The organism is Salmonella sp. SJTUF15581, assembly GCF_043356775.1.
GTDB lineage: Bacteria > Pseudomonadota > Gammaproteobacteria > Enterobacterales > Enterobacteriaceae > Salmonella > Salmonella enterica.
In genome coordinates this window covers 68,133-90,456 of sequence record NZ_JBEUJY010000006.1, presented here as the reverse complement: position 1 = coordinate 90,456, position 22,324 = coordinate 68,133, and the positions used below count along the sequence as shown (strand labels likewise).

General features: G+C 55.0%; 27 protein-coding genes and 1 tRNA gene. 3 read left to right on the top strand and 25 right to left on the bottom strand.

Features of this window, described 5'->3' with window-relative positions; translation table 11 throughout:
• Window positions 1–120: 120 nt before the first annotated feature.
• The gene (locus tag ABVN36_RS12495; RefSeq protein WP_001538409.1) at window positions 121–1,578 is read right to left on the bottom strand and encodes an EmmdR/YeeO family multidrug/toxin efflux MATE transporter; all 1,458 of its coding nucleotides are present in this window, start codon (window positions 1,576–1,578) and stop codon (window positions 121–123) included.
• Window positions 1,579–1,737: 159 nt separating this feature from the next.
• Here ABVN36_RS12495 and ABVN36_RS12490 point away from each other — a divergent pair.
• Window positions 1,738–1,813: transfer RNA gene (locus ABVN36_RS12490), tRNA-Asn, on the top strand.
• 164 nt (window positions 1,814–1,977) lie between these two features.
• Window positions 1,978–2,280 carry an Arm DNA-binding domain-containing protein gene (locus ABVN36_RS12485; protein WP_023137984.1) on the top strand — a complete coding sequence of 101 codons (303 nt, stop codon included), beginning with the start codon at window positions 1,978–1,980 and terminating at the stop codon, window positions 2,278–2,280.
• 18 nt (window positions 2,281–2,298) lie between these two features.
• On the opposite strand, the gene arsB is transcribed toward ABVN36_RS12485, so the two are convergent.
• Genes arsB through ABVN36_RS12460 form a run of 5 tightly spaced genes read right to left on the bottom strand, consistent with a single transcriptional unit; the run spans window position 2,299 to window position 6,413 of the window.
• Window positions 2,299–3,348, bottom strand: a complete 1,050-nt coding sequence (gene arsB, locus ABVN36_RS12480) for an ACR3 family arsenite efflux transporter (RefSeq protein WP_001276038.1) — start codon at window positions 3,346–3,348, stop codon at window positions 2,299–2,301.
• Between the two features lie 17 nt (window positions 3,349–3,365).
• Window positions 3,366–5,126, bottom strand: coding sequence for an arsenical pump-driving ATPase (arsA, locus tag ABVN36_RS12475; protein ID WP_023137985.1), 1,761 nt, complete (start codon window positions 5,124–5,126; stop codon window positions 3,366–3,368).
• Between the two features lie 43 nt (window positions 5,127–5,169).
• On the bottom strand, window positions 5,170–5,532 hold the full coding sequence (gene arsD, locus ABVN36_RS12470) for an arsenite efflux transporter metallochaperone ArsD (protein ID WP_000849418.1): 363 nt from the start codon (window positions 5,530–5,532) through the stop codon (window positions 5,170–5,172).
• 33 nt (window positions 5,533–5,565) lie between these two features.
• Entirely contained in the window at window positions 5,566–6,042 is a 477-nt protein-coding gene (locus tag ABVN36_RS12465) for an arsenate reductase ArsC (RefSeq protein ID WP_023137986.1), read from the bottom strand.
• Window positions 6,039–6,413, bottom strand: coding sequence for a helix-turn-helix transcriptional regulator (locus ABVN36_RS12460; RefSeq protein ID WP_001041817.1), 375 nt, complete (start codon window positions 6,411–6,413; stop codon window positions 6,039–6,041). Before ABVN36_RS12460 ends, ABVN36_RS12465 begins: the two co-directional genes overlap by 4 nt.
• Before the next feature lie 413 nt (window positions 6,414–6,826).
• Between ABVN36_RS12460 and ABVN36_RS12455 the strand changes: the two genes are divergently transcribed.
• Complete coding sequence (locus tag ABVN36_RS12455; RefSeq protein ID WP_001624696.1) at window positions 6,827–7,012, top strand: Arm DNA-binding domain-containing protein; 186 nt, start codon at window positions 6,827–6,829, stop codon at window positions 7,010–7,012.
• Window positions 7,013–7,161: 149 nt separating this feature from the next.
• On the opposite strand, the gene ldtA is transcribed toward ABVN36_RS12455, so the two are convergent.
• The 19 genes from ldtA to ABVN36_RS12360 form a co-directional block, all read right to left on the bottom strand.
• Window positions 7,162–8,091: a L,D-transpeptidase gene (ldtA, locus tag ABVN36_RS12450; protein ID WP_001252816.1), complete on the bottom strand. Its 930-nt coding sequence runs from the start codon at window positions 8,089–8,091 to the stop codon at window positions 7,162–7,164.
• Window positions 8,092–8,168: 77 nt separating this feature from the next.
• A complete protein-coding gene (gene cobT / locus ABVN36_RS12445; RefSeq protein ID WP_001193976.1) occupies window positions 8,169–9,239 on the bottom strand; it encodes a nicotinate-nucleotide--dimethylbenzimidazole phosphoribosyltransferase in 1,071 nt (356 codons plus the stop codon).
• A gap of 26 nt (window positions 9,240–9,265) precedes the next feature.
• Window positions 9,266–10,009 carry an adenosylcobinamide-GDP ribazoletransferase gene (cobS, locus tag ABVN36_RS12440; RefSeq protein ID WP_023137987.1) on the bottom strand — a complete coding sequence of 248 codons (744 nt, stop codon included), beginning with the start codon at window positions 10,007–10,009 and terminating at the stop codon, window positions 9,266–9,268.
• Entirely contained in the window at window positions 10,006–10,551 is a 546-nt protein-coding gene (gene cobU / locus ABVN36_RS12435; protein WP_000973193.1) for a bifunctional adenosylcobinamide kinase/adenosylcobinamide-phosphate guanylyltransferase, read from the bottom strand. The genes cobS and cobU overlap by 4 nt, the downstream gene beginning before the upstream one ends.
• A complete protein-coding gene (locus ABVN36_RS12430; RefSeq protein WP_023137988.1) occupies window positions 10,548–12,068 on the bottom strand; it encodes a cobyric acid synthase in 1,521 nt (506 codons plus the stop codon). The genes cobU and ABVN36_RS12430 overlap by 4 nt, the downstream gene beginning before the upstream one ends.
• The gene (locus ABVN36_RS12425) at window positions 12,065–12,880 is read right to left on the bottom strand and encodes an energy-coupling factor ABC transporter ATP-binding protein (protein ID WP_000881542.1); all 816 of its coding nucleotides are present in this window, start codon (window positions 12,878–12,880) and stop codon (window positions 12,065–12,067) included. The genes ABVN36_RS12430 and ABVN36_RS12425 overlap by 4 nt, the downstream gene beginning before the upstream one ends.
• A gap of 8 nt (window positions 12,881–12,888) precedes the next feature.
• Window positions 12,889–13,566, bottom strand: coding sequence for an energy-coupling factor ABC transporter transmembrane protein (locus ABVN36_RS12420; RefSeq protein ID WP_023137989.1), 678 nt, complete (start codon window positions 13,564–13,566; stop codon window positions 12,889–12,891).
• Entirely contained in the window at window positions 13,553–13,834 is a 282-nt protein-coding gene (locus ABVN36_RS12415; RefSeq protein WP_000753212.1) for an energy-coupling factor ABC transporter substrate-binding protein, read from the bottom strand. Before ABVN36_RS12415 ends, ABVN36_RS12420 begins: the two co-directional genes overlap by 14 nt.
• Before the next feature lies 1 nt (window position 13,835).
• Entirely contained in the window at window positions 13,836–14,573 is a 738-nt protein-coding gene (gene cbiM, locus ABVN36_RS12410) for a cobalt ECF transporter S component CbiM (RefSeq protein WP_023137990.1), read from the bottom strand.
• Window positions 14,570–15,283, bottom strand: a complete 714-nt coding sequence (locus ABVN36_RS12405; RefSeq protein WP_001013552.1) for a cobalt-factor II C(20)-methyltransferase — start codon at window positions 15,281–15,283, stop codon at window positions 14,570–14,572. Before ABVN36_RS12405 ends, cbiM begins: the two co-directional genes overlap by 4 nt.
• Window positions 15,280–16,074, bottom strand: a complete 795-nt coding sequence (locus tag ABVN36_RS12400; RefSeq protein WP_000709784.1) for a sirohydrochlorin cobaltochelatase — start codon at window positions 16,072–16,074, stop codon at window positions 15,280–15,282. The genes ABVN36_RS12405 and ABVN36_RS12400 overlap by 4 nt, the downstream gene beginning before the upstream one ends.
• 2 nt (window positions 16,075–16,076) lie before the next feature.
• Window positions 16,077–16,868: a cobalt-precorrin-6A reductase gene (locus ABVN36_RS12395; RefSeq protein ID WP_000120171.1), complete on the bottom strand. Its 792-nt coding sequence runs from the start codon at window positions 16,866–16,868 to the stop codon at window positions 16,077–16,079.
• On the bottom strand, window positions 16,865–17,590 hold the full coding sequence (locus ABVN36_RS12390) for a precorrin-3B C(17)-methyltransferase (RefSeq protein WP_023137991.1): 726 nt from the start codon (window positions 17,588–17,590) through the stop codon (window positions 16,865–16,867). The genes ABVN36_RS12395 and ABVN36_RS12390 overlap by 4 nt, the downstream gene beginning before the upstream one ends.
• The gene (gene cbiG / locus ABVN36_RS12385) at window positions 17,590–18,645 is read right to left on the bottom strand and encodes a cobalt-precorrin 5A hydrolase (protein WP_001533797.1); all 1,056 of its coding nucleotides are present in this window, start codon (window positions 18,643–18,645) and stop codon (window positions 17,590–17,592) included. Before cbiG ends, ABVN36_RS12390 begins: the two co-directional genes overlap by 1 nt.
• Window positions 18,626–19,399, bottom strand: a complete 774-nt coding sequence (locus ABVN36_RS12380) for a cobalt-precorrin-4 methyltransferase (RefSeq protein WP_000004859.1) — start codon at window positions 19,397–19,399, stop codon at window positions 18,626–18,628. The genes cbiG and ABVN36_RS12380 overlap by 20 nt, the downstream gene beginning before the upstream one ends.
• The gene (locus ABVN36_RS12375; protein WP_000650989.1) at window positions 19,383–19,961 is read right to left on the bottom strand and encodes a decarboxylating cobalt-precorrin-6B (C(15))-methyltransferase; all 579 of its coding nucleotides are present in this window, start codon (window positions 19,959–19,961) and stop codon (window positions 19,383–19,385) included. The genes ABVN36_RS12380 and ABVN36_RS12375 overlap by 17 nt, the downstream gene beginning before the upstream one ends.
• Complete coding sequence (locus ABVN36_RS12370) at window positions 19,951–20,556, bottom strand: cobalt-precorrin-7 (C(5))-methyltransferase (protein WP_000958833.1); 606 nt, start codon at window positions 20,554–20,556, stop codon at window positions 19,951–19,953. The genes ABVN36_RS12375 and ABVN36_RS12370 overlap by 11 nt, the downstream gene beginning before the upstream one ends.
• The gene (cbiD, locus tag ABVN36_RS12365; RefSeq protein ID WP_023137992.1) at window positions 20,550–21,689 is read right to left on the bottom strand and encodes a cobalt-precorrin-5B (C(1))-methyltransferase CbiD; all 1,140 of its coding nucleotides are present in this window, start codon (window positions 21,687–21,689) and stop codon (window positions 20,550–20,552) included. Before cbiD ends, ABVN36_RS12370 begins: the two co-directional genes overlap by 7 nt.
• Window positions 21,689–22,321 carry a cobalt-precorrin-8 methylmutase gene (locus tag ABVN36_RS12360; protein ID WP_000558993.1) on the bottom strand — a complete coding sequence of 211 codons (633 nt, stop codon included), beginning with the start codon at window positions 22,319–22,321 and terminating at the stop codon, window positions 21,689–21,691. Before ABVN36_RS12360 ends, cbiD begins: the two co-directional genes overlap by 1 nt.
• Window positions 22,322–22,324 lie beyond the last annotated feature (3 nt).

The window sequence follows — 22,324 nt, the reverse complement described above, 5'->3', positions numbered from 1 at the left end:
ATTAACGAGGTGCCCCTGGCTTGTCAAAGCCTGTTTTCACAAAAAAAGTTCGTTTGCTGCTTTATTCCACACTTCGGTTAAAATTCACCGTTTCCTGATGATTTTCACAGCAAAAAGCGCTTACTCCCTCTTTACGCGCGGGTATCTCCACAGCCAGCGCCCGCTTACCAGACGCCAGTAAAACAGTGCGCCGCGCACGGCCCAGTCAAGAAACATCCCCAGCCAAACCCCTACAACCCCCATACCCAGCACAATACCAAGCGTATACCCTGCCACAACGCGACAGCCCCACATCCCCAGCATCGATACCCACATCGCAAATCGCACATCGCGCGCGCCTTTAAAACCCGACGGCAGCACCCACGCGGCCGCCCAAATTGGCATAAAGGCAGCATTAAGCCAGAGCAGAACTTTCACTACCTCTTTTACGTCCTGCTCCTGGGTATAAAATGAGGCAAACAGACCCGCGAACGGCGCTGTCCCCCAGGCGATTGCCGTAAGTACGATAGTCGACATCCAGAATACATGGCGCAGTTGACGCTCTGCCTGACCAATTTGTCCGGTACCAAGACGCTTACCGGTGATAATAGTCGACGCCGAACCAAGGGCGTTACCCGGCAGGTTGATAAGCGCCGCCACGGAAAAGGCAATAAAGTTACCCGCGATAACGTTAGTGCCCATTCCGGCGACAAACATTTGCGTCAGTAGTTTGCCACCGTTGAACAGCACTGATTCAATGCTCGCCGGAATACCGATACCCATCACTTCCCAGATAATGCCGAAATTCAGCGGCTTCAGATAGCTTTTCAGCGGAATGCGCAGCGCCGGATTAAAACCAATCATCAGCACCCAAATAATCGCTACCGCGCCGATGTAGCGCGAAATGGTTAATCCCAGCCCCGCGCCGGCAAAACCCAGCCCTTGCCAGGAGAAAGCCCCGTAAATCAGGATGCTGCTGATGATAATATTGAGAATGTTCATCCCGCCGTTAATCATCAACGGGATTTTCGTATTCCCTGCCCCACGCAGTGCGCCGCTACCGATTAGCGCAATTGCCGCAGCCGGATAACTCAGCACCGTCAGTTCAAGGTACGTTAACGCCAGCCCCTTTACTTCTGGCGTCGCCTCGCCTGCGACAATATTAATAATTTCACTGCCGAAATAATGAATGACCACTGCCAGCACAACGGCAAATAGCGTCATAATCACCAGCGACTGGCGCGCCGCCGCCCTTGCCCGTCGCCTGTCGCGCTTGCCCAGGCTAAAGGCAACCACCACCGTAGTACCAAGATCGATAGCCGCAAAAAAAGCCATAATTACCATATTAAAACTGTCGGCAAGCCCCACGCCCGCCATTGCTTCCTTGCCCAGCCAACTGACGAGAAAAGTACTGAGCACGCCCATTAGCAAAACACAGGTATTTTCCAGAAAAATAGGGATAGCAAGTGGGGTGATTTCACGCCAGAACAACACTTTGTAGCTCTTGCGTTTGGCATACCAGGGCGTACGGACGACAGCCTGGCGTAAGGCAGTGGAGACGTTCAAAATGGACCTTAAAGAAGAGAGTTGAAACCACATTTCAATAATGAGCGAGAAATCGTAAGGCTGCAAAGCTTTTTGCAGAAAAAATGTCTGCAAATGCAACAAAGTGATGAGATAACCCGCAATCGAATCTGTAAGGCGTTAAATGGGGTTTGACAAAAATTTTTCCGCCGCTAATATACGACCCCACACGATTCCTCTGTAGTTCAGTCGGTAGAACGGCGGACTGTTAATCCGTATGTCACTGGTTCGAGTCCAGTCAGAGGAGCCAGATTTTAGTTTCGGGACATCCTGGTGAGTCCGGAGACGTTCAAAAAACAAGAACTTATCTTTACCCGGTTAACCTGATAAGGTTTGCCGGGTTTTTTGACACCCATAGTTTTTGGGAACTTAATCGGGGGCCTCGCGGTTCGTTGAGAAATGGAGCCCCCGCCGATGGCATTAACCGATACCGCTATCCGCAAGATCAACCCCCCCGAGAAATCCTTCAAGATTACCGACAGTTCAGGACTCTACCTGCTGATCAAACCTAACGGCTCGAAACTCTGGTACATGAAGTACCGCATTGACGGGAAAGAGAAGAAGCTGGCTTTTGGCCCCTATGCGGTGAAAAAACAGTTAATCAGGTCGAACCCTGCGCAAAATCTGGATGGTGAGTTCACGCCGCCTGAAACACAGCATTACCCGGCCCTGCCCCTTGAGAAACTGCCTGAATGTTTGCCGCGAACGGATAATTAGAGAGGGATAATATCTCCGCTAAGCTCTCTCATACCACCCTTTCGAACGATTCACCACCCGCACAACCAGCAGCATCACCGGCACCTCAATGAGCACCCCAACCACGGTCGCCAGCGCCGCACCGGAATGAAAACCAAACAGGCTGATTGCCGCTGCGACAGCCAGTTCAAAGAAGTTCGATGCGCCGATCAGGCTGGATGGACAGGCAATATTGTGCTTTTCGCCCACCAGTCGATTCAACCCATAGGCCAGTGCCGAGTTAAACAGCACCTGAATCAGAATTGGCACCGCCAGCAGGGCAATGACCAGCGGCTGTTGCAGAATGGCTTCGCCCTGAAACGCAAACAGTAACACCAGCGTTGCCAGTAATGCCGCCATTGACCACGGGCCGATTTTCGTCAGCGCATTATCGAATGCCGCTTGCCCCTTGCGTAGCAGGGCCTTACGCCAGAGCTGGGCCAGAATAACCGGCACAACGATGTACAGTACCACGGAGGTTAACAGGGTGGCCCACGGCACGATGATTGAGGACAAGCCGAGCAACAGCCCAACAATCGGCGCAAAGGCGAAAATCATGATGGCATCGTTCAGCGCCACCTGCGACAGCGTGAAATAAGGGTCGCCGTTGGTGAGTCGGCTCCAGACAAACACCATTGCCGTACAGGGCGCGGCGGCCAGCAGAATAAGCCCGGCAATGTAGCTGTCAAGCTGATCGGCTGGCAGCCACGGCGCAAATAAATAACGGATAAACAGCCAGCCGAGCAGCGCCATTGAGAATGGTTTAACCAGCCAGTTGATAAACAACGTTACGCCGATCCCGCGCCAGTGCGCTTTGACCTGCCCCAAAGCCCCGAAATCAATGCGCAGCAGCATCGGAATAATCATTACCCAGATAAGTAAACCGACCGGCAAATTGACGCGGGCAATCTCCAGACCGCCGATAACGCGAAAGACGCCCGGCATTACCTGCCCGAGCAGAATACCGATGGCGATGCAGAGCGCAACCCAGACGCTCAGGTAACGTTCAAACAGGTTCATGGCCGGAGCGGCCTGGGTTTGTGCGGACATGTCAGGCTCCTTTGGGTTTATTTTCCGGTAGTGCTCAGTTGTAGTAAACGCTCAACGCCGACAGGCTCTTCCGCCTGTAGCGGCACCAGCGCACAGCGTCGGGTATGGTGGGTACAGACGGCATCAATCTGCGACCGTTCGCGTTCGGCACGCTGGCGCAGCAGCGGCGATGTAGTCGGCGTATTGATCAGGCTGTTATTAATGACCCAGCCCCACGGTTCAATCCCCGCGCGACGCAGGTCGTCCTGCAAATGAGCGGCTTCCAGCACCGGCGTGGTTTCCGCCAGCGTGGCGATGAGAACTTTCGTCTGCTCGCTGTCCTGCAGGCGCATCATGGGCGTCAGTACGGGCTGACCGTGCTCACCGGCCAGTCGGGCAATCTCACGGTGGTAAGCGCCGGTGGCGTCAAGCAGTAGCAATGTATGGCCGGTTGGCGCTGTATCCATAACGACAAACTGCTTACCCGCTTCCTGAATGATGCGTGAAAAAGCCTGAAACACGGCAATTTCTTCCGTACAGGGAGAACGCAGATCTTCTTCAAGAACGGCACGCCCCTGTTCGTCGAGGTTTTTACCCTGCTCAGCCATCACCTGCTGCCGGTAACGCTCGGTTTCAGCCTGCGGGTCGATACGGCTGACGCTCAGACCGTCGAATGAGCCGTCCAGCGTGTCAGTCAGGTGCGCCGCCGGATCGGATGTGGACAGGTGAACAGGATAGCCGCGACGAGCCAGTTCAACGGCAATCGCCGCTGCCAGCGTAGTTTTCCCCACGCCGCCTTTGCCCATCAGCATGATCAGGCCATGTCCCTGCGACGCGAATCCGTCGATCAGTGATGACAACGAAGGAAGATCTACGGGGGAGATATCTCCGACTTCCGCCGGGGTGCCAGTTGAACTGTCGTCCAGCAGACCCCGTAATGCCGCCAGCCCCACCATATTGAACGGTTTTAACGGCAGGCGATCGCAGGGCAATGCGCGCAGGTTATCAGGTAAATGTTGCAGCGCCTGTTGTTCACGCTGATACAGTGCCTGCGCCAGCTTATCGCGTGCGGTTTCCTGCTCAGGCAACAGGCCGTTAATGACCAGATACTGCTGCGTCAGACCGATGGCGGCCAGTTCGTCATAGGTACGCGATACTTCTTTCAGCGTTGCGGTTTGTGCTCTGGCGACCAGCACCATCCGCGTCAGTTCCGCATTCGCCAGTGCGTCTACGGCGGCGCGATACTGGCTGCGCTGTTTTTCCAGCCCGACCAGAGGGCCGAGACAGGACGCACCGTGCTGGCTGTTGTCGAGATAACCGCTCCACGCGCCGGGCAGTTGCAGCATTCGTAGCGTATGCCCGGTTGGCGCGGTGTCGAACACAATATGATCGTACTCATCGCGCAGTTGCTGATTAGTCAGCAGCGCGGTGAATTCGTCAAAGGCGGCAATCTCGGTGGTACAGGCACCGGAGAGCTGTTCCTCAATACCCGCCACGATATCGTCTGGCAGGATCCCCCGTACCGGCCCGACAATGCGTTCACGGTATGCCGCTGCGGCAGCAGATGGATCGACTTCCAGCGCGGACAGTCTGTTAACCGCTGCAACCGAGGTTATCTGATGGCCGATGGTCTGTTCAAACACCTGCGCGACATTCGATGCAGGATCGGTACTGACCAACAGTACGCGTTTGCCGGAAGTGGTTAAATGAATCGCGGTAGCGCAGGCCAGCGATGTTTTACCCACACCGCCTTTACCGGTAAAAAACAAAAAGGGGGGCACCTGCCGAAGCATCAGCATAAAAAAGACTCCTTTAAATTAAATAAAGCGGGAAATCAGTCCATCAGCAGCACTTATCGCCACCGCAACAGGAGGAAGTCGCTGGCGTAAAACTCGAATAGACGGTAAGCCCCATCCAGCGCGCCAGTTCCTCTCTGCGAGGGTAACGACCAGCCAGTGCGACTTCACCATCCACCAGAATCAGCGGTAGCGCCTCTTTGCCGGAACGGGCCAGAAAGCCTTTAACGATTTCGTTCTGTGCGAAGAGCAATGGTTGCTGTGCCAGATTGAAACGCTCAATATTGACGCCCTGCGTTCTGGCCCACTCAAAATCAGCGGCGAACGCTACCAGCGCCGGATCGGTTTCCGGGCCACAGACACCGGAAGAACAGCATAAAGCGGGATCGAAAATCTGAATCGTCTTCATTTGACTCTCCATCAATTATTGAAATACAGGTCGTTAAAAAATTTCACCAATACGATCCAGTTCGACTTTCAGACGAGCGCGCTCGTGCAGCAATTCATTCAGCGGCAGCGCCAGAAAAGCTTCAATACGCGCACGTAATGTCTGGTAAGCAGTGACAAAAGCCGCATCGATTTCGGCATCGCTACCGGTAGCATGAGCCGGATCGTCAACGCCCCAATGGGTACGCATCACGTTACCGAGCCAGGCCGGACAGGTTTCTCCGGCAGCGTTTGAACAGACTGTCACGACAGTATCCGGCGTCTGCGGCAGATCGTTCCACGATTTGCTGAAATAGCCTTCTGTTGAAATGCCTTCCCGCGCCAACAACGCCAGTGCTCGGGGATGTACGTAACCCGCCGGGTGACTGCCTGCGCTCATGGCGCGCCATCCGGCTGGAGCCAGATGGTTAAACGTGGCTTCGGCCAGCACGGAACGGCAGGAGTTGCCGGTACAGAGAAAAAGTACGTTCATGATTTACTCTTTTTCGTGGTGTTGAGTGGTGGTAAAACGGCTTCTGAGCAGGAAGAAGCCGAACGAAAACCTGCGCATTGTTCCGGGTGGCCTGAGCAGCACTCCTCGGTCAGCCAGCCGATTAAATCCAGCATCAGTGGGATGTTGGCACGATAACGCTGGTAACGACCTTCCTGTTCTACCGTCAGCATCCCGGCTTGCGTCAACGCCTTTAAATGAAACGATAAGTTAGTCGGCGGGATATCCAGCGTTGAAGCGATCTCCCCGGCAACCATGCCCTCGGTACCCATTTTGATCAGTAGGCGATATACATCCAGACGCACGCCGGAGGAGAGGGATTCAAAGATGGTTGTGGCAGTTTGTTTGTTCATAATGTGGGGCGGCTCTCTATGATTCAATACTTCAATCATTATTGAATAATCGAATTAATTCAAGTATCCGTTAATAATATCTAGTGGAAATGGCAAGATGGGGGGAAATAATCCCACTTTTAAAATGTGATAAAAATCACATTCTTAGTGCATCATTACGATCGGGGCTTTTATAAGGGCCTTATTTTGAATTTAGAAAATAAATATTTTATTATTCAATGAGATAAAAAACGCACCCAGTCAGAGGAGTCAAATTCCTGTTTCCAGGCATCTCAGCATGTCTCAATAGTATTTTGATTCAGAGAGTTAGCGTAGAAAACTGTCTCAGTGCATATTGATTTATCTCTCCGCATCGGGACAAATTGGTGGTCTGCTTTGGGGTCATTTCAGTTAGATAAAGGAGTGATCACCACATGCCCCTTACTGACAGTAAAATCCGCGCTACTAAACCTTCACCAACTCCCTTTAAACTGACCGCTTCTCACGGTCTGTATCTGCTTGTCAGTCCGGGCGGTTCATGCCTCTGGTATCTCAAATATCATTTCGACCGAAAAGAATACTCGGCGCGGTGGATAAGAGAGCCTTGCAGACGCATATGAAAAACCTCCGGCGATGCCGGAGAAAAGATTTATGACTTTGAGCTTAATCGGAGGGCTAGCGGTTCGTTGAGAAAATGAAGCCCCTGCCATGACACTCACTACTAATACAGATACTCCAGCCCATGAAAACCAGCAATGCGACAGGATATTTAAAGGCCAGGCCTGCCCGCGCTAATGTTGACCGGCATTCCGGAACGGCGCTCCAGCACCTCATTAACCCGCGAAGTATCAACGTCATCCCCTTTGATAAACGTGCGCAGCACTGGCGTAACGGGCAATGGAACTTTTTTGTCTGACTCAAATTCAGCACGGTTGCGAGAAAGCGGTTCGTGTACTTCCAGCCAACGACTGCCATCCGGCTCTACCGAAAATTTAACGGGCCTGTCGATAATCTGAACGCGGGTTCCTACAGGAACATGGTCGAATAAATATTTAATATCGTCATTGCGTAAACGGATACAGCCCTGACTGACGCGAAGGCCAATGCCAAAGTTAGCATTAGTGCCATGGATGGCATATAACCTGCCGATATATATTGCGTATAGCCCCATAGGGTTATCCGGCCCCGCAGGCACCATCGCGGGCAGCGTTTTTCCCTCTTTAGCATATTCCCGACGCGTATTAGCCGTTGGCACCCAAACCGGGCCATCTTGTTTGCGTTCAACCGCAGTTACCCAGTTGCGCGGCGTTTCACGGCCAGCCTGACCAATACCAATGGGTAGCACCTCAACCGTATTCGTGCCTGCGGGATAATAATAAAGGCGCATCTCGGCGACGTTTACCACAATACCTTCACGAACGGTGTCAGGCAGAATCAACTGCTGCGGCACTACCAGTGTGGAACCAGACTGAGGTAAAAACACATCCACGCCGGGATTCGCTTCAAGCATATTACTCAGCCCCTGACCGTAGCGGGCGGCAAATGACTCTAAGGGCTGAGTATTGTTCTGTGGTACGGCGATTGTGACAGGCTGTCCTACCAGACGACTGCCTTCGGGCGGCAACGGATAGCTTATAGCCAGCGAGAAATGGCTTACCAACAAGACGAAAAACGGAAAAAAAGGTGTGATACGACGCATTATATCCCTTCCTTTGTCGCGGCAGGTGTGCGTTAAGTATAGCTTTTTTCTCACATGGCTGGTGTTGTGCGCCCGGGTTATGTTGCGTTTGCGTTCCCCTCCGGCAGGACAATATTACTGGCCGCTAACTCCCCCATATTGTGGAACATGGCGCACGCGGCTTCCACGATCGGCATCGCCAGCGCCGCGCCGCTTCCTTCACCTAACCGCATCGCCATATGCAAATAGGGTTCCATAGACAAATGCGCGAGCGCGATGCGGGCGCCCTTTTCCGCCGAAAAGTGCGACGGGATCAGATAAGGTCTCACCGCAGGCGCAATCTGACAGGCCGCCAGCGCTGCCGAGTAGGAAAGAAAGCCATCCAGCAATACGGGTAAGCCACACCTTGCCGCGCCAAGCATCACGCCGGTCATCCCGACCAGATCGAAACCACCCACCTTCGACAACACATCAATGCCATCGCGCGGATTGGGCTGATTAATCGCAATCGCCCGCCGCACGACGTCCACTTTATTATCGATGCGGGAAGGCGGAAGATTCGCGCCAATCCCCACCACCTCTTTTGCATCACTTCCTGTAAAAACGCTGACCATCGCGGCGGCTGGCGTAGTGTTCGCCATTCCCAGCTCCCCTACGCCAAATAAGGTCACGCCGCGTTGCGCCAGGTCGCAGGTGTAGCGGGAAACCTCCAGCAAAAGCGCCTCAGCCTGCGAGCGACTCATCGCCGGGCCAACGGCAATATTTCCGCAGCCGCGCGCGACGCGCATATCAACTACGCCAGGAATAGGTTCGGCATCAATACCGACATCAATGACATGCACCTTCGCACCGGCCTGAGCGGCAAGCACACATACGCCGGTTGTTCCCCGCGTCATATTCGCCGCCTGAATCGCCGTCACGATTTTGGGCGAAACCGCTACGCCTTCATCCCAGACGCCATGGTCGGCGCACATCACCAGCACCGCCTTTTCACCTACCTGCGGCGTACCGTTAAGACCCGGCATTCCCGCGAGCTGAACGGCTAAGGTTTCCAGTCTGCCCAAGCTGCCCGGCGGTTTGAGCAGGCCGTCAATATGTTGCTGCGCACGCGCCATCGCCTCGGCGTCCGGCGCAGGAATGTCACGGAGTAAAGCGTGTAGTGTCTGCATAAGATGTCTCGTCCGTAATAATCGGCTCATAATAGAGCCAGCAGAAAGATCAATTCGCCAAGTTCGATCGCCGCGCCCAGCGTATCGCCGGTTTGACCGCCAAGCGTACGTTTAAGCAACTGGCTAAGGATGAAAATCGCCGCGCATGTGACCACCATTGCGGCCAGTCCTTGCATACCAGGCAGTAATACCGTGGCGATGATTATCGCCAATCCCAGAGTAATGCAGGTTTGCCGTCCGCTGACTTTACCGATAAATACATTGCCAAGCCCCTCTTCACGGGCGTAGCGATGACGGTACATCAATAAAACGGCGCTGCCGCGCCCAGCCGCACAGGCCGCTGCCAGCGCCGCCAACATTGGCGTTCCACGTAACGCCAGTTCGCTGACCACCAGAATTTTTGCCAGTAGCACAAAAATAAGCGCCAGCCCGCCATGGGTTCCCAGACGACTATCACGCATAATCTCCAGCATTCGCTCACGGCGGCGCGCGGAAAAAATGCCATCGCAGGTATCGGCCAGCCCATCCAGGTGAAAACCCCCGGTCAGCAGCGCCAGCGCCAGAATACAGAACAACGCCGCTAGCGGAATACCGCACCAGGGTTGCAGGAGGATGAAAATCAGGCCGCTTACGCCCCCCAGAATCAACCCGATAAAGGGAAACATCACGATCCCACGCGAATATTGCTCGAAATCCAGTCCCTGCGACCAGCGTGACGGCACGGGCAAGCGGCTAATAAAAGCGAGCATGGCCCAAAACAGCTTACTCATTTAATTTTGACTCCAATACCTGAGACCACCAGCCAGACCTCATCCGCCGCTGCCGCCAGTCGTTGGTTGACCCGACCGGCAATATCACGAAAATGGCGCGCCAGACGGTTTTCCGGGACGATCCCCATTCCCACCTCATTTGTCACCAGTACCACTTTCGCCGGGCAGCGCTGGCAGGCTGCAATTAAAATCTGAATTTCATCGTCAATGGCGCGCTCCATCGCCGCGTAATCCCACTGTTCGGGATCGTTTTCGCCTCCCAGCGCAAACAGCAGATTCGTCACCATGGTGGTAATACATTCCAGCAAAATCGCGTCGTCAGGGGCAAGATCCGCGGTAATCAACGTATCAAGATGCCGCCAGCATTCTGCGGTCCGCCAGTGTGCCGGCCTGCCATCTTTATGATGCTGAATTCTCGCCGCCATCTCGTCATCAAGAATCTGCGAGGTGGCGATATACAGTACCTGCGGCGCATCGCCAATTAAGGTTTCAGCATGACGGCTTTTACCACTACGCGCCCCGCCCGTCACCAGAATCATCATACCGGCTCCTGATGTTGTTGCATGATGGTATAAATTTTATCAATATCAATATGTTGCCGCATCGCTTCCGCCAGCAGATCAAATTGCCGCGCTTTATGATCCGCATAACAAAAAGTCGTTTCCCACGGCGCAAACCCTTTTCGCGCCCGTAACCCATTGACCACCGCACGGGTAAACGCATCGCTGTCAAACAGGCCATGAAGGTAAGTGCCAAACGCCAGTCCGTCGGCGGTGACCGCGCCATCCGCCATAGAGCATCCATTTTTCTGTAACGTCATGGCCGTACAGCATCCTTCCTGCAGCACCGTTTCCCCCATGTGAATTTCATAACCGCGAACCGGTAGCCCCGCCGCGGCAGCCAGCCAGCCGGGCAGCTCGCCTGACATTGTCGCGTTAACCTGCGTCGTGGTTTTATCCTGTGCAAAGCGAGTGATCGTATTAAGCAGCCCCAGACCCGGCTGCGTACCCAGCCCCGACTCCACCTCATCCACAATGGTGTCGCCCAGCATCTGGTAGCCGCCGCAAATTCCCATCACCGGCACGCCCTGCCGATGTGTCTGCAATACCGCATCCGCCATCCCGCTTTCGCGCAGCCAGGCGAGGTCGCTCAGCGTATTCTTACTGCCCGGCAGGATCACCAGATCAGCGTCAGTCAACGCTTCCGGGCGGCGAATATAGCGTATGCGCACATCCGGCTGCGCCGCCAGAGCGTTAAAATCCGTAAAGTTAGAAATATGTGGCAGTTGCACAATGGCAATAGTGATATCACGGGGGGCGTTACCGCGATATTTATCGTTTTGCAGCGCGACGCCATCTTCATCTTCCAGATCCACATCCAGCCACGGCATCACCCCCAGAACCGGGACGCCGGTAAGCGATTCGATTTGTTCGATACCGGAATAGAGTAGCGCCACGTCGCCGCGGAATTTGTTGATAATGACGCCCTTTACTCTGTCACGCTCCTGTTTATGCAGCAGCGCCAGCGTGCCATAAATAGCGGCGAATACGCCGCCCCGGTCGATATCCGCCACCAGAATAACCGGACACTGGGCCATTTCCGCCATTCCCATATTGACGATATCGCGATCGCGCAGATTGATTTCCGCCGGGCTTCCGGCGCCTTCCAGCACAATAACGTCATATTCCTGCGCCAGGCTGTTATAGACCGCAAGGATTTGCTCACGCAAACGCGGTTTATAGTCATGGTAACTCACCGCATCCATATTGGTCGCCACTTTCCCCATCAGCACGACCTGCGCCTGGCGATCGCTGGTCGGTTTGAGCAGCACCGGATTCATACGCACATCTGGCGTGATCCCCGCGGCTTCCGCCTGAAAAATCTGCGCCCGCCCCATCTCTTTACCATCCGGCGTAATACCAGAATTAAGCGCCATATTTTGCGATTTAAACGGCGCGGTACGCAGACCATCCTGATAAAAAATGCGGCATAAACCCGCCGCCAGCACACTTTTGCCGACGTCGGATGCCGTCCCCTGCAACATAACTGCCTGCGTCATGACGCCTCCCTGAATGCGCACTTTTGCATTCGATGAAAAAACTCCGTTTCTGTTTTACACAGCGGCAGTCCCAGTTGAGTATGAAGTTTGACCAGCCAGGGCTGGGTTAGCCCCGCTTGTTCCATCGCTTCCGTACACGCGAAAACCTCGCCAGGCGCGCCATGCGTCAGGATCTGGCCCTGGCGTAATACGTATACGGCATCGCTAATTTCATAAATAAGATCGATATCATGGCTGGAGATAATGACATGATTTCCCTGCGCCACAATCCGCCTGATGATAGCAAGCATCTGAGTGCGCCCTGCGGGATCGAGACCAGCAGTGGGTTCATCCAGCAATAGATAGCGCGCCTGTAGCACCAGCGCTCCGGCGATAGCCACACGTTTTTTTTGCCCATGACTCAAACACTGAATGGGCTGATGGCGAAAATGTTGGGCGTCAACCAGCGTTAGCGCCTCGTCGACGCGGCGCGTGATTTCCGCCTCCGGCACCCCCAAATTACGTAAACTAAACGCAATATCGCTATCGATATCAGTATAAAAAATCTGCTGTTCAGGGTCCTGAAAAACCGTCGCAACTTGCTGGCGCAGAGCCAGTAGTCCGCGCTTGCTGTAATCCAGCGGTTTTCCCTGCCACAACACGGCTCCTTTTTGCGGACGCAACAGGCCGCTCAGGTTCATAAAAAGCGTAGACTTCCCACAACCGTTGGCGCCCACCAAACCGGTAACAGGCGAGAGCGAAAAATCCAGATTTAACCCTTTAAGTACCGGCTCATCCTGATAACGAAACCACAGGTCTGAAGTGGCAAGCATAATAGTCCTTACAGGTGAAAATCACCCTGATACAGTTTGATATCCAGCGTGGTGGTCATTTGCTGATAACGCATTAACACCCGCGTAAACAGGAGTCCAGTCAGCATTGCCAGAGATCGATAGCCGTTCGGCAGGCTGCAATAACCAAAACGCAGCGTTTGCGCGCGACGAATTGCCGCCGCCTCATCCAGAAGAATAAAGAGAAAGCGCCACGTTAACAGGATTTGCTCGGTAAGCAGGCGTGGAATATGCGCGCGCTTAAGCAAGCTAATTAACTGCGGAAACGGTAGGTTCATCACCAGCCACAACGTCGCGGACAGCGCCGTCAGGCTACGCCAGAACGTGTCATTCGCCGTGACCACGCCCGCACGGGTAATCCCGATCCAGTACGGCCCGACAGATATGCCAGCCAGCAGTATTTGCGGCTCGCGGCTGATGCTGAAGATAATCGTTATCACGCCGACCAACAAAAATCCAAAAGGTATCGCCATCCATCGACACCAGCGCCAGAGGGATATGCGCAATAGCCAACAGCTCAATCCGGCAATGATCAGCAGCTCAATGCCCTGCCCTACAGGCGGCAGAACAAACGCCAGTATCATCATCGCCAGCCACAGCAAAAACTTGCGCTGCGGCGCAACGTGTGCCCAGCGGCTTTGATAGCTGAGTCGATCAAGCCCGGTCATCACGGCGTTGTTTACCTTTGCAATACCCCAGGATATAAAAAATCACCGCCGCGCCAAGAGAGCCCTGAAGGGTAAACAGCAGGCTTTCAATTTCACCGCTGGCAGGTTCATATAACGGCTGAAACCAGGGTTTATACTGCGGCGCAATAGCCTGAATCTGGCTTTCCGCTTCGCCGTCTGAACCGCCATATTCACCGCCATGGTTAATAAAAAACGGCAGAATCACCAGCGCCACCACCATCGCTAACAACATCAACGTTTTTTTCATTTTAATGTCCTTGTACGGTAATCACTTGCCGTTTGGTTAACTGGTCATAAATCATGACGGTTAATAAACCTTCGGCAATGGCGACAGGAATCTGTGTGAGGCAGAAAATCCCCATAAACTTCACAACAGACCCTGTCGCTCCGGCATGGGGATCGGGAAACGCAACGCCAAGCTGGACTGAAGTCACAAAATAGGTCGCCAAATCCGCCAGCATCGCGCACAGAAAAACGGCGACATCGCGGCGCAGTCCGGCACGGCAGGCCATTTTCCACACCAGATAACCGACAACCGGGCCAATCACCGCCATCGACATTCCGTTTGCGCCAAGCGTCGTCAGGCCGCCGTGCGCCAGCAATAGCGCCTGAAACAACAGCACAACCGCGCCGAGAATCGCCACCACCCCGGGCCCGAACAAGATAACCGCCAGACCAACGCCGGTCGGATGTGAACAACTCCCCGTTACCGACGGAATTTTGAGCGCGGACAGGACAAAAATAAACGCGCCGCACAGCGCCAGCAGTACCTTCTGATGATTATCCTCCTGCACAATATGCCGTAAGCGCACCAGCCCATACCACAAGCAGGGTAAAAACAGTAGCCACCAGGCCAGCGCCCACACTGGCGGTAAAAAGCCCTCCATGATATGCATCGCAAACGCCTGTTGCGGGACAACCATCAGCAATAGCGCTGCAGCCAGTCCACTGAAAGACAACTGTCGAAGCTGCTGTTCAAGTTTCATTCTGCATACTCCCACTGTTTATTGACCAGAATGGTCGAAAAATAGGGCAACGGTCGATCATCGTTGACCTCGTGGAGATGGCGCCAGCACTGCTCGCCGGGCAGCGTGGCCTCGGACATCATTAAGGCGCATTCCAGCAGGCCAGCCTGCGCCAGCAACGCTTTAATACGAGCGAACCGGCCATACACTTTCATCAGCACCAGGCTATCATGCTGTTGTAGCGCCTGGGCTATTTCCGCTTCCGGCGCGGTACAAGAAATAACCGCCAGCGATTGCCGTTCTATGGCGAGCGGCATTTTCGCGCGGGCGGCTATCGCGGCGAAGGACGTGACGCCGGGGACAATCTCCAGCCACTCCGGGCAGCCGATTCGCTGGAGTAAAAAAATCCAGGTACTGAATAGCATCGCATCGCCCAGGGTAATAAAACCGACCTGTTTACCCGCTTCCACCTCTGCGGTAAGCGCGGCGGCAACCTCGTTCCAGACCGCTTCTTTCTCGGCGCCGTCAGCGCTCATAGGGAAATGGCAACAACGTACTTCCGTCTGCTCGCCGAGATAGTCGCGCACAATCGACAGCGCCAGACTATCGCCCCCCTTACGACCGGCGGGCGCATACAGAATGTCCAGCGAGCCAAGAATCCGCGCTGCGCGGACGGTTATCAGGTCGGGCGCGCCTGGCCCGGTACTTAATGCGTATAATTTACCGTTCATGCCGCCTCCTCTACCGCCATGTTCAGCGCCTGGTGCAAATGCGCGACAAACATCGCCCGGATAGCCGGGTTTTCTCCCAGCCCGCTCAGCCACGGCGTCGCCGGAATGCCCGCCGCGTTAAAGCGCATTTTCCATGAGTCGCCGTCGTCTGAAGCCATATCATTAATGGCGTGATCGCCCGCCACCAGCATTAATGGCATCAAATGTACGCCGGTGACGCCTTCGTCACGCAGGCTGTCGATCAGGATGTCGACCTCCGGGTAGCTTTCTACGGCGCCGACGCGCGCCGGAAAGCGCTGCGCGGTCATCATATGATCGAGACAGGCATAAGCTGCGAATGCGTGATGGCTGGCGCCGTGGCCCATAAAAACGACTTTCTCCGTTTGTCTGAGCGATGGCATCTGTTGTCGCAACGCCTGCATTAGCTGCACATAATCGTTATGGCTGCTCAGCAGCGGCACGCCCAGCGTCAGGCGAGTAAATAACGGGCGCAAGAGTTGTACTTCACGGACAATTTTTTCATATTCGTCGCCGTTAATAATGTGCAACGACTGAATCGCCACGTCCTGATATCCCTGTGCGGCAAGCTTTTGCAAAGCCTGTAATGGCGTATCGATGTCGATACCGTCACGCTGGCGAAGCTTGCGAATGATCATTCCGGAAGTGAAGGCGCGAAACAGGTCGCGATCGGGACAGGACGCCGCCAGATCACGTTCGCACGCCACAATGTTTTTTTCACAGGTGTCGTGATAGCTGGTGCCAAAACTGACTACCAGAAGCGCTTTTTTCATTTTTACTCCTTAGCTGCGGCCAGCCAGCGCGATAAACGCTGCGCAAAGGCGGCCTGGCTTTCCAGTAACTCATCACCCGTCACAAGCGGCGTCGGGCGCGCAATAACGATGCAGGGAATGCCCGCATCCAGACAGGGCTGAACTTTTTCCTGATATCCCCCCTCCGCGCCGGACGCTTTGGTAATGACTACGTCGGCCCGGCACTGGTGGTAAAACGCGGCGTTAAAATCAGCGCTGAACGGCCCACACAGTGCGAAAATTTCTCCAACGCCGAACCCCAGTTCGCTGCAGCGTTGAATCACCTCCGCCACGGGCAGTACGCGCGCCAGCAACGTTTTTTCCGCCAGCCCGGCACGCCAGACGGCCAGATCTTTACTGCCGGTCGTCAGTAACACGCGCGGACCAAAACGCCTCGCTATCTCGCAGGCATCGGCAATACTGCGCGCCGTATAGAGAAGCGGATGCGTCAGATTGCTAAGCTGCTCCGGACGCTGATAACGACTTAACAACACGCCTGCCGTTTCACAGGCGCGAAGGAGGTTATGGCTGACCATTTCTGCATAAGGATGCGATGCATCTATTACCCAGCGAGTACGGTTTTCTTTTAGCCAGGCGACCATCTGCCCGTACTCCAGACGACCACAGCGCACCTGTCCTTTAATGTCGCCAGCCAGCGCTTTTCCGGCTGGCGTCGCCACGGATAAGGTGTACGCGACGTTCGCCGCATCCAGTTGTCGGCATAACGCGCGCGCATCGCTGGTTCCGCCCATGACCAGCACTTCCCCGTAGCTCACAGCACATAGCCTCGCGGCGTGATCATCAGCCCATCCTGAACATAGGTCGTTTTATTACCGACGATGACCAGACTGGTCATATCTACCGGTTCAAAATCCATATCGCCGAGCGTAGTCAGCCATTTTTCCTCTTTCTTACGTCCGGCGGATTTCACCACGCCAACCGGCGTTTGCGCGCTTTTACTGGCGGCAAGCAGGTCAAACGCGCGCGCCAGATGCCCTTCGCGGCCGCGGCTGCGCGGGTTGTAAAAACAGATAACGAAGTCGGCTTCGCCTGCGGCAACAATGCGTTTTTCAATCACCGGCCACGGCGTCAGCAGGTCGCTGAGGCTGATATGACAGAAGTCGTGCATCAGCGGCGCACCCAGCAGCGAGGCGGCTGCGATACTGGCGGTCATCCCCGGAATAAGGCGAACCTCTACATCCAGCTTCTGCTTGCCGACCAGTTCCAGCACCAGCCCCGCCATGCCGTAAATTCCCGCATCCCCGCTGCTGATGAGCGCTACGTTATGCCCAGCCTGCGCCAGTTCAATAGCCGCCTGGCAGCGTTCAATTTCCTTACACATGCCAGTCTTGATCACCTGTTTGTCGCCGGTGAATGCTTTAACCAGATGGGTATAGGTTTTGTAGCCCACGACGATTTCCGCCGCCTGAAGCGCCTCAATCGCTTCCATGGTCATCATTGACTGTGAGCCAGGGCCAATTCCGATTACGCTTAACATCAGTGTGAAACTCCCAAAGTAATAGTGACGCCCTGTTCGCGCAGGGTTTCGCCTAACAATTGTCCCTGGCTTAATAACCACGCAGCCGGGCCGGATACGCTGCCAACGCCCACCGTTTTTCTGACGAAGCCAGAACCGGGAAAATGGTGTTCGAATTCGCGCAACGCTTCGGCGGTAAAGGTTTTAAAAGGCACGCGGCAGCAGGAGGCGAGCTGAATAAGCCCCGGCTCCCCTTTTTTGAGCGTGACGCTGCCAATCGCTTTTAACGCCAACGGATCGAGTTTCTGCGCTTCAAGCTGGCGCGCCAGTAATGTCGCTAACAGGGGAAATGGCGTATCGCGGCGACAGCCAATTCCCGCCACCACGCGCTGGGGCACCAGTTTCCAGTGCGGTACGGGAAGCTCAGGGAGGTCATTACGCAAAGAGACGCAGATAAGCGCATCCAGTTCAGGCAGCCGCTGCAAATCATCAACAGGGATAAAACCGCGAATATCACACTGGCCGATCTCTTCCGTTAGTTCGGCATCCCACCATAACCCCACACGTTGATGACTGACCAACATCTGGTTAACGGTTTTTACCGCCGTTCGAAGATCGGTCATGCGGGCGTTAAGCTGGAAAGCTAAGGTGTCCAACGCGGACATCTCATTGACATCCGTTGCCGTGGTAATCACCGGATCGGCGCCTAACATTCCTGCCAGGTAGCGCGTCAAGGCATTGGCCCCGCCCGCATGACCGGAAAGCAGGCTAATGACATGCTGACCACGTTCATCAATGACGACCACCGCCGGATCGCTGAACTTGTCGTTCACTAACGGCGCCAGGACACGAACGGCGATGCCGGTCGCGCCGATAAAAATAAGCGCGGTATAAGTGGTAAAAGCCTGCCGGGCGGTATTAGCGAATCCGCCATCGAAGGGAATAAATCCCTCTTCCCGCAGTTTTTCACTGGTAAAGCAGGTTAACGGCAGCATCGCGGCGAGTCTCTTTGCCAGCGCCACGCCGCCGGGCGTCAGGCAAAACAACGCAATGGATTCAGGCTTTACGGTATTCATGGCTAAAGTCCGCTGCATAAAGTCTTGAGTAGTGATACTCCTTACCCAGAAAATTCCCGACCAGGATTAACGCCGTCTTACGGATGCCAGCATCACGTACTTTGTCGCTAATATCCGCTAACGTGCCGCGAACGGTCTGGCTTTCCGGCCAGGTAGCCTTATAGATGACTGCGACAGGCGTAGTTGCCGGATAACCGCCGGCAATGAGACGTTCCGCCACCCGATGAATACGCTGAACGGAAAGATAAATCGCCATTGACGTCTGGTGACTGGCGAACGCCTCCAGTTGTTCGCGCGCCGGTACTGGCGTACGCCCTTCCAGACGGGTAATAATGAGACTCTGCGATACCTCCGGTACGGTATACTCCACACCCAGCTCCGCCGCAGCGCCGAGAAACGCGCTGACGCCAGGTACTACCTGCCAGTCGATACCACGGCGGGTTAACTCTTCGCCTTGCTCACGCACGGAGCCGTACAGCGAGACATCGCCTGTTTGCAACCGCACCACCGTTTTTCCCGCTTTCACGCCCGCCGCCATCAGCTCGATAATCTGCTCAAGATGCAGTTCGGCGCTGTCATAGCGTTCTGCCTGCGCGGGGCAGTAATCCAGCAGTTCGGTATTGATCAGCGAACCGGCATAGATAACTATCTGCGCCTGTTGCAGCAGGCGGTAGCCTTTAAGCGTGATCAGCTCGCGATCGCCCGGCCCGGCGCCGACGAACCATACACAGCGTGGATCAAATGTCTCTGACATGGTTTTCTTCCTTCTGACAGGCGATAACAAAAACAGGATTGTTCGGTTTAAAATAGTGTCCCGCCCCCAGCGGCGTTAACGATGAAAGCTGAAGCTGTACACAGTCCATTCGACATGCGCCGATGAGCGCAAGATGCGCCAGCGCACTATGAAGGTTTTCCTGCAAGATAAAGGTCATCACCAGACGGCCACCGGGATGCAGATGACCCATCGCCCAGTCAATCAGCGCCGTCAGATGCCCGCCGCTGCCGCCCATAAACACCGCATCGGCTTTCCCGGTTATGGTCATTGGCGCTTCGCCGGGGAGAATATCGATATTGCCGCAGGCAAAGCGCTGACGATTCTCATCAAGCAGCCGTAGCGCGGCAGGATTACGCTCGATAGCCGTCACCTGCAACGAAGGAAACTGCAGCGCCGCTTCAATTGAGACGCTTCCCGTTCCCGCCCCGACGTCAATCAGGTGACTGGCGCGGTGGAGCTCAAGTTTCGACAGTGCCAGCGCCCGTACTGCCTCTTTGGTCATTGGCACGTTCTCGCCGCGCAGAAAAAGCTCATCTTTCATCCAGGATCACCACTGCATTCATTTCATAGTCGGCGTTGACCGCACTGACGGGTAGCCAGTGGATCCGCTCATTTTCCATCGCCAGATTTTCACCAATCACCATTAAGCGATGCCCTTTACCGCGCGCGACCAGCTCCCGCGCGATTTCTCGCGGCCCGCAGCGGGCATCCGTGACCATCGCCACTTTGCGATGGTTCGCCAACTGCTCGAAGCTGACGCAACGACCGTGGCTACTGGTCAACCACATGTCATTCATATCAATTCCAGCCTGTGCGCACAGATACTGTACGGCGCTGATGCCAGGGATAATGCGAACCTGTTCGATACCAAAATGCGCCACCAGGCGTGTACCGATGCCATAAAACAGCGGATCGCCGGAGGCCAGCACCACGATCCCTTTATCCCGACGGGCGGCAATCCATGACAACAACGCGCCAATATCCGCGCCCAGCGTAAATCGTTCGCCGCCAAACGCCGGAAACTGCGCCAAATGCCGTTTACCGCCTGCCAGCGCATCGGCGTGGTCTATCGCTTCCAGCGCCGCAGGCGTCATCAAATGCCGTCCAGCGGGCCCCATTCCCACGACCGTTAGCATTGCAGCTCCTTAGCAATCTCGTCGACGGGACGATTACTGCCGAGAATATGGTTATCAAAAGAAAACAGGATGGCGTCGCAGACAGGCGGCGTTTTGGTAAAACGCAGCATCTGCATGACTCGCAAACAAATACGCCTGGCAAGATGGTTATAGATATGCCCGAAGCCATATGCTTCAATGTGCTCCATTGCCGCTTCGGTGGTATCGCAATCGCTGACCAGGGTGAGTAACTCCAGCGGCGCGCCCAGTAAAGCTAAATGCGCGACCAGCGTTTCCATGCGCGCATCGGCAATATGGCTATGGGTATGAAAGATCCCGGCGGCGATTTTGATCAATTTTCCAGGATGACCCACCAGCACTATCTGGCAAAATCCCAGCCGTACCGCCTCTTCAATCATGTAGCCGACAAAATTGCTCATGGTGACGACTGCCTGTGTGTCGACGCCCATTTGTTCGCGAACAAACCGTTCGCCGTGGTTGCCCGGCACGAGTATCACCCGCGTTAATCCTGACGCCCGTTTGATCTCCAGTTCCAGCGATAGCGAGCGTTTCCAGCTTTCTTCCGACATCGGCGTCACAATGCCGGTAGTGCCAATAATGGAAATGCCGCCAAGAATGCCAAGCCGCGAGTTATACGTCTTTTGCGCCCGCACTTCGCCTTCCGGGGCAAAAATCTCCACATCGGCCCCACGCGCCGGGCCTATCGCTTCGCGCACCGCAGACTCAATGGTATGGCGTGGCGTACGATTGATGGCGGCGCTCCCGAGCGGTAGTCCAATCCCTTTACGCGTTACCGTACCAATACCTTCGCCGCCAGTGAGCGTAATCTCACCGCTGTCGTTGAGCGTAACGCGGGCAAAAATCAGCATTCCGTGCGTGGCATCCACATCATCGCCGCCATCTTTACGAATTGCGGCTATCGCCTGCTGGCCTTCAATGTGCGGCGACTCCACGTTCAGGCATAGCGTGACGCCCGACGGCGTGACGATGGAGACCTGATGAATCAGATGTTGACGCAATACCATCAGCGCGGCGACTTTTGCCGCCGCCGTCGCGCAGGAACCGGTGGTATATCCTTTACGTAACGCTTTACCGTGGTGCCAGACCGGCGCGTCAAAAGAAAGCTCGCTCATCAGGCCTCCCGGAGGTGATAGAGCAGCGCATTGACGATAGCGGCAGCCACGTTACTGCCGCCTTTACGCCCTAACGCGGCAACCGCGGGGAAATGGCTATGGGTGAGCGCCTCTTTGGACTCCGCCGCGCCGACAAAGCCTACCGGTACGCCCACCACGCCGCTCACCGTCACGTTATGTTCAAGCAAACGGAACAGGGCCGTCGGCGCATTACCGAAAACAAAGAGTTTGTTTTTCTCCTCCTCGGCGATAGCGATATCGACAGCGGCCATTGAACGGGTAATCCCCTGCGTTTTTGCGGCGCGCACCACGCGCGGATCGCTGATATAACAGCGACACTCGCCGCCAAACGTCGCCAGTAATCTTTTATTAATGCCGGACAGCGCCATCGTGGTATCGGTATAAATAATGCACGGTTGGCGTAGCGCATCACAAAGCTGCTCCAGCGCATCGGCAGAGAACCACAAAATGTCCAGCCAGTCGAAATCGGCGGTGGTATGAATAACCCGCTTTATAATGGCCTCATGGAGCGGACTGGCGAAACGGTAATCAGGACGCGTTTCGCGAATAATGTCGCTAATAATGGTGAAACTGTTGGCCTCAATGGTTTGGGGCTGCTGGATATAATGCATACT